This is a genomic window from Propionibacterium australiense (assembly GCF_003666605.1).
Lineage (GTDB): Bacteria > Actinomycetota > Actinomycetes > Propionibacteriales > Propionibacteriaceae > Propionibacterium > Propionibacterium australiense.
The window spans coordinates 126,555-142,998 of the sequence record NZ_RCIV01000001.1 but is presented as its reverse complement, the minus strand read 5'-3'; the positions used below and the strand labels follow the sequence as shown (position 1 = coordinate 142,998).

At 66.2% G+C, this 16,444-nt stretch carries 12 protein-coding genes and 1 pseudogene; 8 read left to right on the top strand and 5 right to left on the bottom strand.

The features are described 5' to 3' along the window. Positions 1 to 157 precede the first annotated feature (157 nt). From fdhD to D9T14_RS00640, 4 genes are all read right to left on the bottom strand, one after another. Positions 158 to 1,009 carry a formate dehydrogenase accessory sulfurtransferase FdhD gene (gene fdhD / locus D9T14_RS00655; protein WP_119162356.1) on the bottom strand — a complete coding sequence of 284 codons (852 nt, stop codon included), beginning with the start codon at positions 1,007 to 1,009 and terminating at the stop codon, positions 158 to 160. A 133-nt stretch (positions 1,010 to 1,142) separates the two neighbouring features. Beyond that, the gene (gene fdhF / locus D9T14_RS00650) at positions 1,143 to 3,971 is read right to left on the bottom strand and encodes a formate dehydrogenase subunit alpha (RefSeq protein WP_197720564.1); all 2,829 of its coding nucleotides are present in this window, start codon (positions 3,969 to 3,971) and stop codon (positions 1,143 to 1,145) included. Then, on the bottom strand, positions 3,964 to 5,232 hold the full coding sequence (locus D9T14_RS00645) for a complex I 51 kDa subunit family protein (protein WP_119162325.1): 1,269 nt from the start codon (positions 5,230 to 5,232) through the stop codon (positions 3,964 to 3,966). The genes fdhF and D9T14_RS00645 overlap by 8 nt, the downstream gene beginning before the upstream one ends. Continuing rightward, positions 5,225 to 5,734, bottom strand: a complete 510-nt coding sequence (locus D9T14_RS00640; protein ID WP_119162324.1) for an NADH-quinone oxidoreductase subunit NuoE family protein — start codon at positions 5,732 to 5,734, stop codon at positions 5,225 to 5,227. The genes D9T14_RS00645 and D9T14_RS00640 overlap by 8 nt, the downstream gene beginning before the upstream one ends. Before the next feature lie 617 nt (positions 5,735 to 6,351). Here D9T14_RS00640 and D9T14_RS00635 point away from each other — a divergent pair. From D9T14_RS00635 to D9T14_RS00610, 6 genes are all read left to right on the top strand, one after another. Continuing rightward, positions 6,352 to 7,134, top strand: coding sequence for an MIP/aquaporin family protein (locus tag D9T14_RS00635; protein ID WP_119162323.1), 783 nt, complete (start codon positions 6,352 to 6,354; stop codon positions 7,132 to 7,134). Positions 7,135 to 7,238: 104 nt separating this feature from the next. After that, on the top strand, positions 7,239 to 8,765 hold the full coding sequence (gene glpK / locus D9T14_RS00630; protein ID WP_119162322.1) for a glycerol kinase GlpK: 1,527 nt from the start codon (positions 7,239 to 7,241) through the stop codon (positions 8,763 to 8,765). Between the two features lie 249 nt (positions 8,766 to 9,014). Further along, complete coding sequence (locus D9T14_RS00625; protein WP_119162321.1) at positions 9,015 to 9,944, top strand: bifunctional riboflavin kinase/FAD synthetase; 930 nt, start codon at positions 9,015 to 9,017, stop codon at positions 9,942 to 9,944. A gap of 102 nt (positions 9,945 to 10,046) precedes the next feature. Continuing rightward, positions 10,047 to 10,310, top strand: a complete 264-nt coding sequence (rpsO, locus tag D9T14_RS00620) for a 30S ribosomal protein S15 (RefSeq protein WP_119162320.1) — start codon at positions 10,047 to 10,049, stop codon at positions 10,308 to 10,310. Between the two features lie 300 nt (positions 10,311 to 10,610). Further along, positions 10,611 to 12,818, top strand: coding sequence for a polyribonucleotide nucleotidyltransferase (locus D9T14_RS00615; RefSeq protein ID WP_119162319.1), 2,208 nt, complete (start codon positions 10,611 to 10,613; stop codon positions 12,816 to 12,818). Positions 12,819 to 13,137: 319 nt separating this feature from the next. Next, positions 13,138 to 13,758 carry a CPBP family intramembrane glutamic endopeptidase gene (locus D9T14_RS00610; protein WP_170175729.1) on the top strand — a complete coding sequence of 207 codons (621 nt, stop codon included), beginning with the start codon at positions 13,138 to 13,140 and terminating at the stop codon, positions 13,756 to 13,758. Positions 13,759 to 13,866: 108 nt separating this feature from the next. Here D9T14_RS00610 and D9T14_RS14385 read toward each other — a convergent pair. Beyond that, a pseudogene (locus D9T14_RS14385) lies at positions 13,867 to 14,397 on the bottom strand (transposase family protein); the annotation flags it as partial. Positions 14,398 to 14,661: 264 nt separating this feature from the next. Here D9T14_RS14385 and D9T14_RS00600 point away from each other — a divergent pair. Together D9T14_RS00600 and D9T14_RS00595 are read left to right on the top strand one after the other, a co-directional pair. Continuing rightward, a complete protein-coding gene (locus tag D9T14_RS00600; protein ID WP_119161929.1) occupies positions 14,662 to 15,678 on the top strand; it encodes a sensor histidine kinase in 1,017 nt (338 codons plus the stop codon). After that, positions 15,675 to 16,313, top strand: a complete 639-nt coding sequence (locus D9T14_RS00595; RefSeq protein ID WP_232012467.1) for a response regulator transcription factor — start codon at positions 15,675 to 15,677, stop codon at positions 16,311 to 16,313. The genes D9T14_RS00600 and D9T14_RS00595 overlap by 4 nt, the downstream gene beginning before the upstream one ends. Positions 16,314 to 16,444 lie beyond the last annotated feature (131 nt).

The window sequence follows — 16,444 nt, the reverse complement described above, 5'->3', positions numbered from 1 at the left end:
CCGTAGCACCAGTGCCCGGGCCTCCGGTGCTCATCGTAGGGCTATGGTCCTGCTCTGACTAGGGGGTCAGGGCGGGGTTCGGGTCATATCCTGTTCGCTGTGAGCGGGTGGATCGACACGATCACGTCCCCGAATTGGGATCGGGGGTCGGTCCCCTTCAGCGAAGATCCGCCCCGAGCACTCGCTCCGGGTTCGAGTAGATGCTCATCCGATCGCCGCGGACGAAGCCGGCCAGCGTCAGCCCGGTCTCGTCGGCGGTCCGCACGGCCAGGGCGGTGGGCGCCGAGATGCCGGCGAGTACGGGGATGCCGGCCAGGACGGATTTCTGGGCCAGCTCGAAACCGATCCGCCCCGAGACCACGAGCACGCAGCCGCCGGCCGGGCGTCGCCCGTTGCGCATCGCCCAGCCGACCACCTTGTCGACGGCGTTGTGGCGCCCGACGTCCTCGCGGGCCACCAGCATCTCGCCGTCGCCGGTGAACAGCGCGGCGGCATGCGTCGCACCGGTCGTCGAGAAGGTCCGCTGGGCGCTGCGGAGCCGGTCTGGCAGCGCGAGGATCGTGTCCGCCCGCACTCGGGTCCGGTCCTCACGCAGGTCGAAGCGGGTCTGCCTCGTGAGGCTCTCGATCGTGTCGGTGCCGCAGATGCCGCAGGCGGACGAGACCACGGTCGCACGGCCGGCCTCGGGGGGTGGGACCGAGTCGTCGAGCCGGACCTGCAGGACGTTGTAGGTGTTGCGCGGCAGACCGGTCAGCTCGTCCTCGACGGTGCCGGTGCAGTAGCGTGCGCTGACGATGTCGTCCGGGCCGGTGATGATGCCCTCGGCGGCGAGGAAACCGTGCACCAGTTCCATGTCGTGGCCAGGGGTGCGCATCGTCGTGGCGTATCTCATCGCCCCGAGATGGATCTCGAGTGGTTCCTCGACGGCGAGCGTGTCGACCCCGTTCATGCCCCCGGGGTGGTGTTCATCGATCCGGACGACGCGGTGGCGCGTGGTGACTCGGCCCATGACCATCCCTCCTCAGTCGTGTCGGCGTCACGGGCCGTGCCGTCTTCTTCACCCGGCACGGCCCGTGCTGACCGGACCGGCCCCTGCGCCCGGGCGGCACAGCCGATCTGCAGGCTGGCCGAGCCGCACGCCCTCACAGCAGCGCGGGCTCGTGGAGACCGCTGAGGCGCCCCGGGACCGGCGCGTCGGCGACCTTCTCGACCCTGATCGCGCAGACCTTGTACTCGGGGATGAAGCACAGCGGGTCGGTCGCGTCATTGGCCACGACGTTCGGGTTGCCGCCCGGGAAGTGGAAGGTCATGAAGGCCTCGCCCTCACCGACCCGGTCGCCCACCCAGGCCTGCGTCTCGATGGCTCCCCGCCGCGAGCTGACCCGGACCCGGTCGCCCTGGGCGATCCCCAGTTCGTGCGCATCGGTCTCGTTGATCTGGATGTAGGACTGCGAGGCGATCTGTGCCAGGCCCTCCGTGCGATGGGTCATCGCGCCGTTGTTGTAGTGGTACAGCATGCGGCCGGTGCTCATGAGGATGGGGTAGTCCTCGTCCGGGACCTCGTTCGGTTCCTGGTACTCGGTGGGGTAGAAGTAGCCCAGGCCGCGCCTGAACGTGCCGACGTGCATGATCGGCGTGCCCGGGTGGTCCCTGGTGGGGCAGGGCCACTGCAGGGACTCGCCGGCGTCCAGCCGGGCGTGCGAGATGCCCCCGAAATCCGGGTCGACGAGGGCGATCTCGTCCATGATGTCGGCCGCTGTCCCGAGCGTCTCCGGGTAGCCCATGCGGCGCATGAGCTCGGCGAAGATCCAGGTGTCGAGCCGGGCATTGCCAGGGGCGTCCACCGCCTTGCGGACGCGCTGGACACGTCGTTCGGTGTTGGAGAAGGTGCCCTCCTTCTCCACGTACGCCGAGCCGGGCAGGACGACGTCGGCCAGCTCGGCCGTCGGCGTCATGAACAGTTCGTCGACGACCAGCAGGTCGAGGGCCTCCAGGCCTGCCCTGACGTGGGCGGTGTTCGGATCGGTGATCATCGGGTCCTCGCCGAAGATGAACAGGGCCTTGACGCGTCCCTCGGTGGCCGCGCCGAACACCTGGGTGGCGCGCAGACCGATCCGGCGGGGCAGGGACGTGCCCCAGACGTGCTCGAACCGGTCCATGACACCGGGGGCGTCGAACTTCTGGTAGCCGGGCAGGTTGTGCGGCTCGCAGCCCATGTCGCAGGCGCCCTGCACATTGTTCTGGCCGCGCAGCGGGTTGATGCCGCAGCCCGGTTTGCCGTACTTGCCGACGACCATCGCCAGGTTGGACAGGGACATCACGTTCTGGGTGCCGCTGGTGTGCTCCGTGACGCCGAGGCAGTAGATGATCGGGGCCCGTTCGGCCTTCGCGTAGATCTCGGCGGCGCGGTACAGGTCGGCGACCGGGATGTGGCACAGGCGCGCCACCTTCTCGGGCTCGTACTCGGCGACGATCTCGCGCAGCGCCTCGAAACCCTCGGTGCGCTCGGCGATGAAGGCCTCGTCGGCCCAGCCGCTGGAGATGATGATGTTCACCAGCGCATTGGCGAAGGCGATGTCGGTGCCGGGTTTGATCGGCAGGTGGAGTTCGGCCATGGAGGCGAGGTCGGTCCTGCGGGGATCGACGACGATGAGCCTGGCGCCGGCCCGCACGGCGGCGCGGATCTGGGCGCCCATGACCGGGTGCGCCTCGGTGGTGTTGGAACCGACGAGCAGGATCGCGTCGACGTCGTGGGTGACGTCGCGGATGGTGTTCGTCATGGCGCCGGAGCCGAGCGTGGTGGCCAGGCCGATGACCGAGGCCGAGTGGCAGACGCGCGCGCAGTTGTCGACGTTGTTGGTGCCGATGGCGGCGCGCATCATCTTCTGGAACATGTAGTTGTCCTCGTTCGGCGCCCGCGAGCACGAGAAGCCCGCGACGGCGTCCGGGCCGTCCTTGGCGATGATGGCCTTCATCCTGCCGGCGATGAGGTCGAGGGCCTCGTCCCAGCTGGCCGTGCGGAACGTGCCGTTCTCCTTGATGAGGGGATCGGTGAGCCGGTCGGGGGAGGAGGCGAACTTGTAGGAGCCGAACTTGCCCTTGACGCACAGGATGCCGCGGTTGGCCGGGCCGTACGCGGGTTCGACGCCGACGACCCTGCCGCCGGCGACCTGCAGCTCGAGCTGGCAGCCGACCCCGCAGTGCGGGCACGTGGTGACGACCTTGTCCTCGACCTGCCAGTCCCGGTAGCCGCGCTGATGGTCCTTGGCCTCGAGGGCGCCGACGGGGCACACCGAGACGCAGTTGCCGCAGGACTCGCAGTTGGTGAGCTCCCAGGGCATCTCCCAGCTCGTCGACATCTGGGTGTCGAAGCCGCGCTGGGTCAGGGCGATGACATTGCGTCCCTGCAGTTCACCGCAGGCGCGGACGCAACGGCGGCACATGATGCACCGGTCCGCGTGGAAGGTGAGGAACGGGTTGGACGAGTCGACCTTGTGCCCGATGAAGCGGCCGTCGGGGAAGTCGGTGCGGTCGATGCGGTACTGCATGGCGTAGTCCTGCAGGCGACAGTCGCTGTTGGCGGCGCACCGGAAGCAGGCGAACTCGTGGTTGGAGCAGAGCAGGTCGAGGATGAAGCGGCGGGACTCGACGATCTCGTCGTCCATCGTGACGACCTCCATGCCCTCGGCCACCGGTTCGGCGCACGAGATCTTCATCGCCGTCCGGCCCCACCGGGTGATCTTGACCATGCACATGCGGCAGGATCCGTCCGGGGCGAGGTCCCGCATCTCGCACAGCGTGGGGATCTCGATGCCCAGCTCGCGGCAGGCCTGTAGGACGGTGAGGCCCTCGGTCACGTCGTGCTCCCGGCCGTCGATCCGCATGCGGACGGTCCGGGCGGGTTCGGGGGCGGCCAGGCCCGCCTCGCCGTCACCGATCCGGATGGGCTGTGGCGTCATGGTGTCAGACATTGCTCGGCTCCTTCGTGAGTGCCGCCTCGAAGGCGGGCAGGGCGCCGTCCAGGGCGCTGAAGATCGGGACATCGATGCACTGGCCCAGGCCGCAGGCGGAGAGTTTGTGGACCTGCTCGGTCGTGGTGCGCAGCCGCTCGATGTCGTCGGGTTCACCGCGGCCCGAGGCCAGGCGCTCGAGCACCTCGCAGACCCGCGTCGTGCCGAGGCGGCAGGGCGTGCACTTGCCGCAGGACTCCTTGCGGAAGAAGACCATCACCTGGCGCAGGTAGTCGACGATGCTGACCGTGTCGTTCATGACGACGATCGCCCCCGAGCCGATCGCCTTGCCCCCGGACCACGCGTCGTCGTAGTCGTAGGGTGCGTCCAGGCAGCTCTCGAAACCGATCGGCCCCGAGTGCCCGCCGCAGTGAACGAAGCCGAAACCGCCGCCGATGACACCGCCGCCGAACTCGGGGGACCAGATGAGCTCGCGGAGCGTGTGCCTGCCGAAGGGCACCTCGAAGACGCCCGGGCGCGCGACGTGGCCGCAGATGGAGACGAGTTTCGTGCCGCCGCCGTTGACCGAACCCTGGTCACGGTAATGCTGCCCGCCGTTGGCCATGACGAGTGTGACGGCCGCGTAGCTCTCGACGTTGTTGACCAGCGTCGGCTTGCCGTACAGGCCGACCTCGGCCAGGTGGGGTGGCTTGATGCGCGGGCGCCCCGGTTTGCCCTCGATGGAGTTGAGCATGGCCGAGTTCTCGCCGCACACATAGGCGCCGCCGCCCGAGACCGTGTCGATGTCGTAGTCGAAACCCTCGATACCCAGGATGCCGTGCCCGAGCAGCCCGGCCTCGCGCGCCTGCTGCAGGCAGGAACGCAGGATGCCGAACTCCTCCGGGTACTCGCCGCGCACGTAGATGATGCCCCTGGGGGAGCCGAAGACGTGGCCGGCGATCGTCATGCCCTCGATGACGGCGTAGGGGTTCTTCTCCAGCAGGATCTGGTCCTTGAAGGTGCCCGGTTCGCCCTCGTCTGCATTGCAGACGATGTACTTGGGCTCGCCCTCGATGCGGGCCAGTTGACCCCACTTCCTGCCGGTGGGGTAGGCGGCGCCGCCCCGGCCGCGAACCAGGCCGGTGGAGATCTCCTCGATCACCCTCTCGGGCCCCGCCGCCACGGCCTTGCGCAGGCCCTCATAGCCGCCCTGGGACAGGTAGACCGACAGCTGCTTCTGGTCCTCGTCGTCTCCGACGTGCGCGAGAAGGCGGTCATACATGCTGGCTCACCTGCCCCTGCTCGGCCAGGTCATCGCTGACCAGCCGGTCGATGAGGCTGCGGAGCATGGCGGGGGAGACCCGGTGGTGCACCGCGCCGTCGACCCGGATGTTCGGCGCGCTCGCGCAGCGGCCGAAGCAGGGCACCGTCTCGACGCAGAGGGCCCCGTCCTCGGTCACCTCGTTCATCGCAATGCCCAGCCGCTCGGCGGCCGCGCCCTGCAGGGCGTCGCCGCCCTGGAAATAGCACGGGGTGCTCTCGCAGATCTCCACGCGGTGCCTGCCGTGCGGGCTCGCATGGAGCATGTGATAGAAGGTCACGATCTCGTACATCGCGGTCGTCGTCATGCCCAGGTCAGCGGCCACCTGGGTGGCGGCCTCTCGGCTGACGTAGTGCTCCGTGCTGGCGTGCTGGATGTCCTGGAGTATGGACAGGACGTGTTCACGCGAGTGGTCCCAGCGCGCGAGTATCTCGTCGACCTCGCCGCGAGTCGGATCAGTCATCGTTCATCTCCTTCGAACTCATCCTGTTCACCGAGCCTCGGCCCGTGGGGCCTGCTGGGCGGCATGGGACTGCGTCATCCGGGTTCTGCCGGGCAGGCAGCCCTTGGCCCAGCAGCGCCCCAGAGGGTGTTCCGCATGGATTCGGTCCGAATCGGTCCGTTTTGTCTCAATTTTATTGTGCCAACGATAGCCCTTCGAGACGACGCAGTGCCTCGATCATGACCGGTGTCGCATTCAGGGGGCGGCGGCCGGTCAGGGTAATGCCTTGTGAAAGACCTGAAAGAGCTGTCTCGGAATGTGCTGGAGGCCGAGCGAAGGCTAGCCGAAGTCCGTGCTGACATGATGATGGTTTTCTGTGCATCCTGGATGAGAGAAAGTGCGCTGCGTTGGAGGATCCGGTGCACATATTGCAATTTTCAAATGAAAATCCATTGCTGTGCTGACATCGGGCGCTTCCGAGATGAAAATCTGTTTCAAGCCTCCCCTAGGGGAAAGGTTCCAAGGAGAGGCGGCAGGGCCTGTGCATGCGATACGCCCGGGGCGTGTATGAGCGGGTCTGTCAACTGTCGACCACGCGTCGTCAGGCACATGTCCAATCTGACACAAGGGAGTACTTCATGATTCCTCTTGTCTCCTCGGCGGCCATCTTCGGCTCCGAGTTCCTCGGTACCGCACTGCTCATGCTGCTTGGCGTGGGTGTTGTTGCGAACCACAGCCTGCCCAAGACCGGTGGACACGGCGGCGGACCCCAGTTCATCAACTGGGGCTGGGGCATTGCGGTCATGATCGGCGTCTATGGCGCCTATCAGACCGGCGGTCACCTGAACCCCGCCGTCACGGTCGGCCTGGCGGCCGCCGGCAAGGACCTCGCGCCGGGCATCCCGGCGACCGGTTCCAACATGGGGCTCTACATCATCGCTCAGCTCTGCGGCGGTTTCGTCGGTGCCGTCTTCGCGTGGCTGGTCTACAAGAAGCACTACGACGAGGACGCCGAGGCGGCCGTCAAGCGAGGCACCTTCTGCACCGCCCCGCGGATTCGCAGCTACGGGTGGAACTGCCTGGTCGAGGTCGTCGCCACCTACGTCCTGGTCATCTGGGTCATCATCTCCGGCTACACCAACGTGGCCTCCATCACCATGGCCGACGGCATCGAGCAGATCACCGGTTCCGTCATCGGCCCGCTCGGTGTCATGCTTGTCATCGTGGGCATCGGCAACGGCCTGGGCGGCCCAACCGGTTACGCCCTCAACCCGGCCCGTGACCTCATGCCCCGCCTGGCTCACGCGGTCCTGCCCATCAAGGGCAAGGGCAGCTCGGACTGGGCCTACGCGTGGGTCCCGGTCGCCGGTCCGATCATCGGTGGTCTCCTCGCCGGCGCCACCTACCAGATCTTCTGGTGATCCGTTGAGTGCCCGCCGCAGGCACGCGCCTGCGGCGGGCACTTCGCACATCCGAGTCGGTGCGCTCACAGGCGAGTGCACCACAGCTGAAAGGAGCAGCTCCCATGGCGGAAGCAGAGAAGTACATCCTGGCCATCGACGAGGGCACCACATCGGCGCGGGCCATCGTCTTCGACCATGCCGGACGCATCGTTGCCACCGGTCAGCAGGAATTCGAGCAGATCTTCCCGCGCGCCGGATGGGTCGAGCACGATCCGGTCGAGATCTGGGAGGCCGTTCGCGCCGTCGTCGCCCAGGCCCTGTCCTCGGCGGAGATCAACCGTCACCAGCTCGCCGCGGTGGGCATCACGAACCAGCGCGAGACCACCGTCGTGTGGGACCGTGAGACCGGCGAGCCCGTCTACAACGCCATCGTCTGGCAGGACACCCGGACGCAGAAGATCTGCGAGGAACTCGGCGGCGAGGAGGGCCCGGACCGGTTCAAGGACATCTGCGGCCTGCCGCTCAACACCTACTTCGCCGGCCCCAAGGTCCGGTGGATCCTCGACAACGTCGAGGGTGCCAGGGCCAGGGCCGAGGAGGGCAAGCTCCTCATGGGCACCATGGACACCTGGGTCCTGTGGAACCTCACGGGCGGCCTCGAGGGCGGCGTGCACGTCACCGACGTGACGAACGCCTCACGCACGATGCTCATGAACATCAAGACCCTGCAGTGGGACGAGCGCATGATCGAGGCCCTCGGCATCCCGGCCTCGATGCTGCCACAGATCAAGTCGAGCTCGGAGATCTACGGCTACGGCCGTAAGAACGGCCTGCTCATCGACACTCCGATCGCCGGCATCCTGGGCGACCAGCAGGCGGCGACCTTCGGTCAGGCCTGCTTCGAGCCCGGCATGGCCAAGAACACCTACGGCACCGGCTGCTTCATGCTGCAGAACACGGGCACCGAGCCCGTCTTCAGCAAGAACGGCCTGCTCACCACCGTGTGCTACAAGATCGGTGACCAGCCCGCCGTGTACGCCCTGGAGGGGTCCATCGCCGTGGCCGGCTCGCTTGTGCAGTGGCTGCGCGACAACCTGAAGATGGTCGAGAGCGCCCCGGCCTCCGAGGCCCTGGCCGCCTCGGTGGACGACAACGGCGGCGCCTACTTCGTACCGGCCTTCTCCGGCCTGTTCGCGCCGTACTGGCGTCCGGACGCCCGCGGTGCGCTCGTCGGACTGACCCGCTACGTCAACCGCGGTCACATCGCCCGCGCGGTGCTGGAGTCGACGGCATACCAGACCCGTGAGGTGCTGGACGCCATGAACGCCGACTCCGGCGTCCCCTTGACCGAACTCAAGGTGGACGGCGGCATGACCGCGAACCAGCTGCTCATGCAGTTCCAGGCCGACCAGCTCGACGTGCCGGTCATCCGTCCGGTCGTGGCCGAGACCACCGCCCTCGGCGCCGCCTACGCGGCCGGTATCGCGGTGAACTACTGGAGCGGTGAGCAGGACGTCATCGACAACTGGGCCGAGGACATCCGCTGGGAGCCGAAGGCCGATCCCGCCGAGCGTGACCGGCTGTACCGCAACTGGAAGAAGGCGGTCCAGCGCACCCTCGACTGGGTCGACGAGGACGTCATCGAGTGAGCGGCTGAGAACCCGTTCGACGCGGGCCCCGGGGGCATCTGGTGCCACCCGGGGCCCGTGTCGCGTCAGCTCCCGGCGCATCTGGGGAACCGCCGTGTGCCGGCCGGCTGCCCATGCGTTCCCCGCGGCGGTGCCGGAGTCGTACTAGACTCGATCCGGCCTGTCGCCGGGTGCGCCCGCCCCGGCCCCGGCGGCTCCACGCGAGCAGCCGGTGGCTGTCCCGCTCAGATCGACCCCGAAAGGTACGGCATGGCTGGATCGGTCGTCGTCATCGGCACCTTCGACGGCGTGCACCGTGGTCACCAGGCGCTGCTCGAGCACGCTCGTGAGCGTGCCGCCGCCCTCGGCGGCGCGGCCCCGCTGCCTGTCATCGCGGTGACGCTGTGGCCCCACCCGATGACCGTCTTCGCGTCGGACCGGGTGCCGCGCCTGCTCACCACTCTCGAGGACCGCATCGAGTTGCTGAAGCGCTACGGGGCGGCGCAGGTGCGCGTCGTCCAGTTCAACGGCGAGGTCGCCGCCTGGTCGCCGGCCCGCTTCGTCGGGCGTATCATCGACCCGCTCGACCCCCGGCTCGTCATCGTCGGTGCGAACTTCACCTTCGGCAAGGGTGCCGCCGGCGACCCCCGGACGCTCGCCGAGCTCGGGGCGGGCCGTTTCGAGACGACGGCCCTTGACCTGGTCGGGGTCGGGGGCGTCGACATCTCGTCCAGCCGGATCCGCAAGGCGCTGGCCGCCGGTGACATCTCCGGCGCCGCCGAGCGCCTCGGGCGCTGGTTCAGCCTGACCGGGGTCGTGGTCGTCGGTGATCAGCGCGGACGGCTACTCGGTTTCCCGACCGCGAACCTGCCGGTGCCCGCCGAGCTCGCCACGCCCGGGGACGGCGTCTACGCCGGATGGGTGCGCCGAGCCGACGAGCCGGACGCGGAGGTCATGCCGGCGGCCATCAGCGTCGGGACGAACCCGACCTTCGACGGCGTCGAACGTCGCGTCGAGTCCTATGTGCTCGACCACACCGACCTCGAGCTGTACGGCGCGAGGATCCGTGTCGAGTTCGTCAAGCAGCTGCGCGGGCAGATGCGGTTCAGCGGGGTCGACGAACTCGTCGTCCAGATGCGCCACGACGTGGCACAGACCCGGCAGTTGCTGGCCGATTCGGCCAACGCGCCGACCGCCTGATAAGCTCTGCAAGTTGCCGTCGATCGGCCGCGGAACACCAAGGGCTGCTCATGCACAGGATGGGGCAGCGCCGCGCAGCGGAAACAGGAAGGGGAGCGACGCATGGACGCCGCCGAGAAGAAGAAGATCATCGAAGAGTACGCGACGCATCCGGGCGACACAGGTTCCCCCGACGTCCAGATCGCCCTGCTGACCAAGCGGATCTCGCACCTGACAGAGCATCTCAAGCAGCACCGGGGCGACCACCACAGCCGCCGTGGTCTCATGCTCATGGTGGGCCAGCGCCGTCGGCTGCTCAACTACGTGGCCAAGGAGGACATCAACCACTACCGTGAGCTGGTCAAGCGCCTCGGTCTGCGCCGCTGAACAGCAGGACGTGGCAATCGCCCGGGGATTCGCTCCCTGGGCGATTCTGCGTTCCGGCCCGCTTCGACCGGCACATGTTTTCGATTGGTTGCAGGTTGAAATGGGTGGAACCGCTCATCGTCGGCTAGCCTTGTGGGCGGTGCGTCCGATGCGCACCCATCGACGCTGCTGTCATGGCCGCCACACTCAGGCCTCGGTCCTCGGTGGTGGATCCCGGGCACGTCCCGGCGTCCTCGATCGAAGACCGGTTCCGATGGGCGTCCATGCCCGCAACGATTTCTCCCAACTGGAAGGAATCCCATGGAGGGACCCGACATCAAGTTCACCGAGGCCGTCATCGACAACGGCTCGTTCGGCAGGCATGTTGTCCGTTTCGAGACCGGCAAGCTCGCCAAGCAGGCCGACGGCTCCGCCGCCGTCTACCTGGACGGCGACACCATGCTGCTCAGTGCCACGACCGCGCAGAAGTCCCCGCGCGAGTCCATCGACTTCTTCCCGCTGACCGTCGACGTCGACGAGAAGATGTACGCGGTCGGGCGCATCCCCGGCTCGTTCTTCCGCCGCGAGGGACGGCCCAGCGAGGGCGCCATCCTGGCCTGCCGCCTCATCGACCGCCCGCTGCGCCCCGCCTTCAAGAAGGGGCTGCGCAACGAGGTCCAGGTCGTCATCACCGTCCTCGCGCTCAACCCGAAGGTCGAGTACGACGTCGTGGCCATCAACGCCGCGTCCATGTCCACCCAGATCTCCGGTCTGCCCTTCTCCGGGCCGATCGGCGGCGTGCGGATCAGCCTCATCGGCGACCAGTGGGTGTGCTTCCCCACCGTCGACCAGGAGAGCGAGGCCACGTTCTCGATGGTCGTCGCCGGACGCGTCCTGGCCAGCGGCGACGTCGCCATCATGATGGTCGAGGCCGGTTCCACCGAGGCCACCTGGGACCTGGTGAAGGCCGGCCGCACCGCCCCCACCGAGGAGGTCGTCGGCGCCGGCCTGGAGGCCGCCAAGCCGTTCATCAAGGCCCTCTGCGACGCCCAGGCCGAGCTGGCCGCCGAGGTCAACAAGGAGACCTACGACTTCCCCGTCTTCAAGGAGTACGAGGAGGACGTCTGGGAGCGCGTGAACGAGCTCGGCTACGACCGGCTCGACGAGATCGAGCAGATCGCCGCCAAGCTGGAGCGCCAGGACGCCGAGTCCGAGCTCAAGCACGAGATCAAGGAGACCATGGTCGCGGAGGAGGCCTTCGCCGGTCGTGAGGGCGAGATCTCCGGCGCCTTCAAGGCGATGCAGAAGAAGATCGTCCGCGGCCGGGTCCTGACCGAGGGCATCCGCATCGACGGCCGTGGCCCCAAGGACATCCGGGCGCTGTCCAGCGAGGTCGGTGTCATCCCGCGCGTCCACGGCTCGGGCCTGTTCCAGCGCGGCGAGACCCAGGTCCTGGGCATCACGACGCTCAACATGCTCGACATGGAGCAGAAGCTCGACACCCTGAGCGCGGTGCGGTCCAAGCGCTACATGCACCAGTACGAGATGCCGCCGTACTCCACCGGCGAGACCGGCCGGATCGGTTCGCCGAAGCGCCGCGAGGTCGGTCACGGCCACCTCGCCGAGCGCGCCATCGTCCCGGTGCTGCCGACCCGCGACGAGTTCCCCTACGCCATCCGGCAGGTCTCCGAGGCCATCGGCTCCAACGGCTCCACCTCGATGGGCTCGGTCTGCGCCTCGACGCTGTCCCTGCTCAACGCCGGCGTGCCGCTGCGGGCCCCCGTGGCGGGCATCGCCATGGGCCTCATGAGCGAGACCGGCGAGGACGGCGAGACCACCTACCTGGCCCTCACCGACATCCTCGGTGCCGAGGACGCCCTCGGCGACATGGACTTCAAGGTGGCCGGCACCAGCGAGTTCGTCACCGCCCTGCAGCTCGACACGAAGCTCGACGGCATCCCCGCCGACGTCCTGGCCCAAGCCCTGCTGCAGGCCCGCGAGGCCCGCACGACGATCCTCGACGTCATCAGCGACGCGATCGACGCGCCCGACGAGATGAGCGAGTTCGCCCCGCGCATCATCACCGTGCACATCCCCACCGACAAGATCGGTGAGGTCATCGGGCCCAAGGGCAAGGTCATCAACCAGATCCAGGACGACACCGGCGCCAACATCTCCATCGAGGAGGACGGCACGATCTACATCGGTGCCGACAACGGCGAGGCCGCCGAGGCCGCCCGCACGATGATCAACGCCATCGCCAACCCGACGATGCCGGAGATGGGCGAGCGCTACCTGGGTACCGTCGTGAAGCTCACGAGCTTCGGCGCCTTCGTCTCGCTGCTGCCGGGCAAGGACGGCCTGCTCCACATCTCGAAGCTGCGCGCCCTCAACGGCGGCAAGCGCGTCGAGGACGCCGAGGACGTGCTGTCCGTCGGGCAGAAGCTCCAGGTCGAGATCACCGACATCGATGACCGCGGCAAGCTCTCGCTGACCCCGGTCATCGAGGACGAGGCCGCCGAGGCCTGATCCTGGATCCCGCGGTCGACCGAGCCGGCCCCAGGGGCGTTGCCTCTGGGGCCGCTGCGTTGCCGGGCCCTGGCACCTGGCAGGGGCCTGGTGCGCTGCGTCCGGCGGGTGGGTTCGCCGGCGTTCCTCAGCCCCTCCCACCCTGTGATGCACAGATCCGTCCAAGTGAATGTGCACCACGATGCCCGCGGTCAGGTGCAGGGGAGTCTGCCATGCGATTCACGTGGCCTGTCGATGGGTTCGGTCGCGTACCCTCATCCGTGGCCATGGTTGGGTCGATCGGTTCCACGGACATACGTCCACGCGCTCGCTGCGGAGGGTGATCGGATTGAAGAAGGATGGGTTCTGGGCGTATCTGCTCAAGAACCTCTTCCCGCTTGCAGTGGAAGCAGTCTTCGTCGTTCTCGTGGTTGTCGGCATTCCGAGGACGATATACCTGAACCTGATGCTCTACCTGCTGATGATCCTGTACTTCGCGGCACGGCGTGAGTACTCATTCACCGAGTGGTGGGACGAGTTGCGTAAGAAGATCTTCTGGGTTGCCTGTCTCGGTACACTGGTGCTGATCGGGGCAGGATTCGCCGCTATGACGGTTCTGCAGGGATGCTTCGCCGACGTGCCGCTGGGTGACATAAAACTGAGGAGCACCACGCGTTTCGGGCTGTTCCTCTTCGCGGTGCAGACGATTGCGTTCCCTCCGCTCGCGGAAGAGATGTTCTACCGGAAGTACCTGATCTCGTTGCAGGGTGGCGCTCGGACCGCTGTCACGTTGATGGTCAGCTCGGTCCTGTTCGCCGCCGCCCACGCGGTGTACCCGTTCGGGATCCTGACGTACGCAGTACTCGGCATGTCCTTCGGGCTCGCCTACGTCTGGCACAAGAACATTTATGCAATGATGAGCGTTCATTTCATCGAGGGTTATGCAAAACTGTTTTTGTAGAATTCTAGTGCGATGACTGTTGTGATGGTTTGTGGGAAGGTGTGGATGGGTCTGCGGTAGCCGGTGTGGAGTATTCGCCAGGTTTTGAGGCTGGGGGATTGCTCGTTCGACTGGGGCGCGTAGCTTGTTGATGGTTCTGTTGTACTGTTTCTGGTTTTCTGTCAGCTCGCCGTGGACTGGTTTTCGTTCCGGGGTGATCATGCCCAGTCCGGTGTAGCCCTTGTCGGCCACTGGTGGGGTGTTGGGGAAGTGTTCGAGCAGGCCGGTGAGTCGGAGGGCTTTGGTGTCGTGGGTGGCGCCTGGGGTCGGGTCTGACACCCAGGCCAGGCGTCCGGTCAGGTCGCAGGCGACCTGGAGGTTCAGGCCGGTGTGGTGGTGTTTGCCGGAGTAGAGGGCGGGCTGGTTCTTCCAGTTCCAGCAGGTCACGAGGGTGCCGTCGACGATGAGGGTGTGGGATGGGTCGAGGTCTTCCACGGTGGGGATGAAGTCCTCGAGGGCTTCGGCGATGCGGGGTGTCCATCGGCTGATGGCCCGACAGATGGAGGACTGGCATACGCCGAAGGACTCGGCGAGTTCTGTCTGGGTGCGGTTGCGGCGGTGGTAGACGAGGGTGGCTCTGATTTCTTCGGACTGGCTCATTGCGGGCGGGCGTCCGGTTGTCTGCGGGAGGCGAGGGTAATTGTGGGTCAGGATCTGGTGGAGGGCTGCCATTGCGGCCGGGGAGAAGCCTGTTGTATGATACATGTGAGGGCCTGTTCTGAGATTGTCGAGTGTTTGGTAACCCAATTATCTCTGTGGCAGGCCCTCACCTTTTATCATGACACGCCCATACTGGTGAAATAGCCTCCAAGATCACCCCTCAAACCAAGAGTTTTGAATAACCCTCACGGTGTCGAATGGACGATGCTTGCCGTTCTCCTGGCAACACCGATCGCGGTCTTCGGCACCTTGAACTTCACCATCCCGGTTCTTCTTCTGGTAGTCGCGTTCGCCGTCGTTGACGTTTCTCTCAGGGCGGGGATCCATGCAACCGTATGGATTTCGTGCGTAGGTTTCGCGCTGCATGTCTTCGGCAGCCTGACGCCGTGGGACGCGTTTCCCGTGGGTGCGACTCAAGGACTGATCAATGTCGTTCCCGTCGCCGTGCTTTTGTGTTTTGGGATCGCCCTTGGTCTTTTGCTGCGCAGTTTCGAAAAGCGCCGACACGATGATCAGAAGGTGATCAATCGCCTGCGACATGCTACGGAAATGGAAAAGGAACTTCTGCTTTCAGAGGAACGAGCCCGGAGCGCGAGGGAACTCCACGACGGGCTCGGTCACCGGCTCACGCTTGTCTCGATGAGTCTCGAACTGGCTGAAAGGATGCGTGGAATTGATGTTGACCAGGCGTGGGAGGAGATCCACACCGCCAAGGACACCACCAGTGACGCTCTCGCCGAGATGCGGATGTGGGTACGAGCCTTGAACCCAGTGCGAGACTCGGAAGCTCGTGGACTTGCCGCACTTGAGCTCATCGCCGAATCGTTCCGGGGCACCGGTCTGACCGTGGACGTTTCCGGGGATGAAGCATCAGACCGCGAACTCACCAGTGACGATGAGGTTGCGCTGCTGATCTACCGCGCAGTCCAAGAAGGTCTGACCAACGCCTTGCGTCATAGTCGAGCCCGGACAGTGCGCATCTTCCTCGCAGTAAAGGAGCGGCGGATGGAACTGGCCGTCATCAACGACTTCGGATCGGCTGCGACCGTCGGGCAACCGGAGTTAGTACCCGACTTCGGGTTCGGGTTGCGAGGAATCTCCGACCGTGCCGCAGTGCGCGGCGGGTCCGTGCACGCCTGCCGTATCGATGGTGAGTTCCACCTTGACGTCGTTGTGCCGCTCGGCGGTTCTGGAGGTACCGATCGAAAGGAGACAACGTGACTGATCCGGAATCGATACGCGTGCTGCTGGTTGAAGACCAGCAGCTTATACGTCGAGGCCTGACCATGCTCCTCGCCACCGTGGGTGGGATCGAGATTGTGGCCCAGGCTTCGGATGGGGAGATGGCGCTCGCGGCCCTCGCCGATGAAGACGTCGATGTGGTCCTCACGGACGCGCGTATGCCCGGCATGGACGGCGTGGAACTCACATTCCAGTGCGCGAGCCTCTACCCTGGTCTGCCAGTCCTGATCCTGACCACTTTCGACGATGACGCACTCGTGCAGGCCGCACTCGCTGCTGGCGCGTCGGGCTTCTTACTTAAAGACACATCTGTCGAAGGGCTCACTGCTGCAGTGCGTGCGGTTCTTGACGGCGGGATGGTGATCGATCCGCGCGTTGCGAAGGCAGCGATGCGCACCATGAACGCCCGAGATGAGTCCCTGGCGATACTCACCCGAAGCGAACGCGTAGTGGCCGAACTCGTTGCACGAGGACTGACAAACAGCGAGATCGCAGAAACTCTTGTGCTCGCCGAAGGCACCGTGAAAAACCATGTCTCGGCACTCCTGCGGAAACTCGATGCGAGAGATCGCACAGCATTGGCGCTGACGTTGCATAAAGCTCTAGGCAACTGACTCACCACCGGTGGTCTTTCCGGTTAGGGCTTTTGGTCAGGCGCCACGACCCGTACGAGGGGCACTCGTCGATGGTGGTGGCGGCGATTAGCAGCCCGGTTCGGTAGAGCAAGAACAGCCTTGAGTCTTGT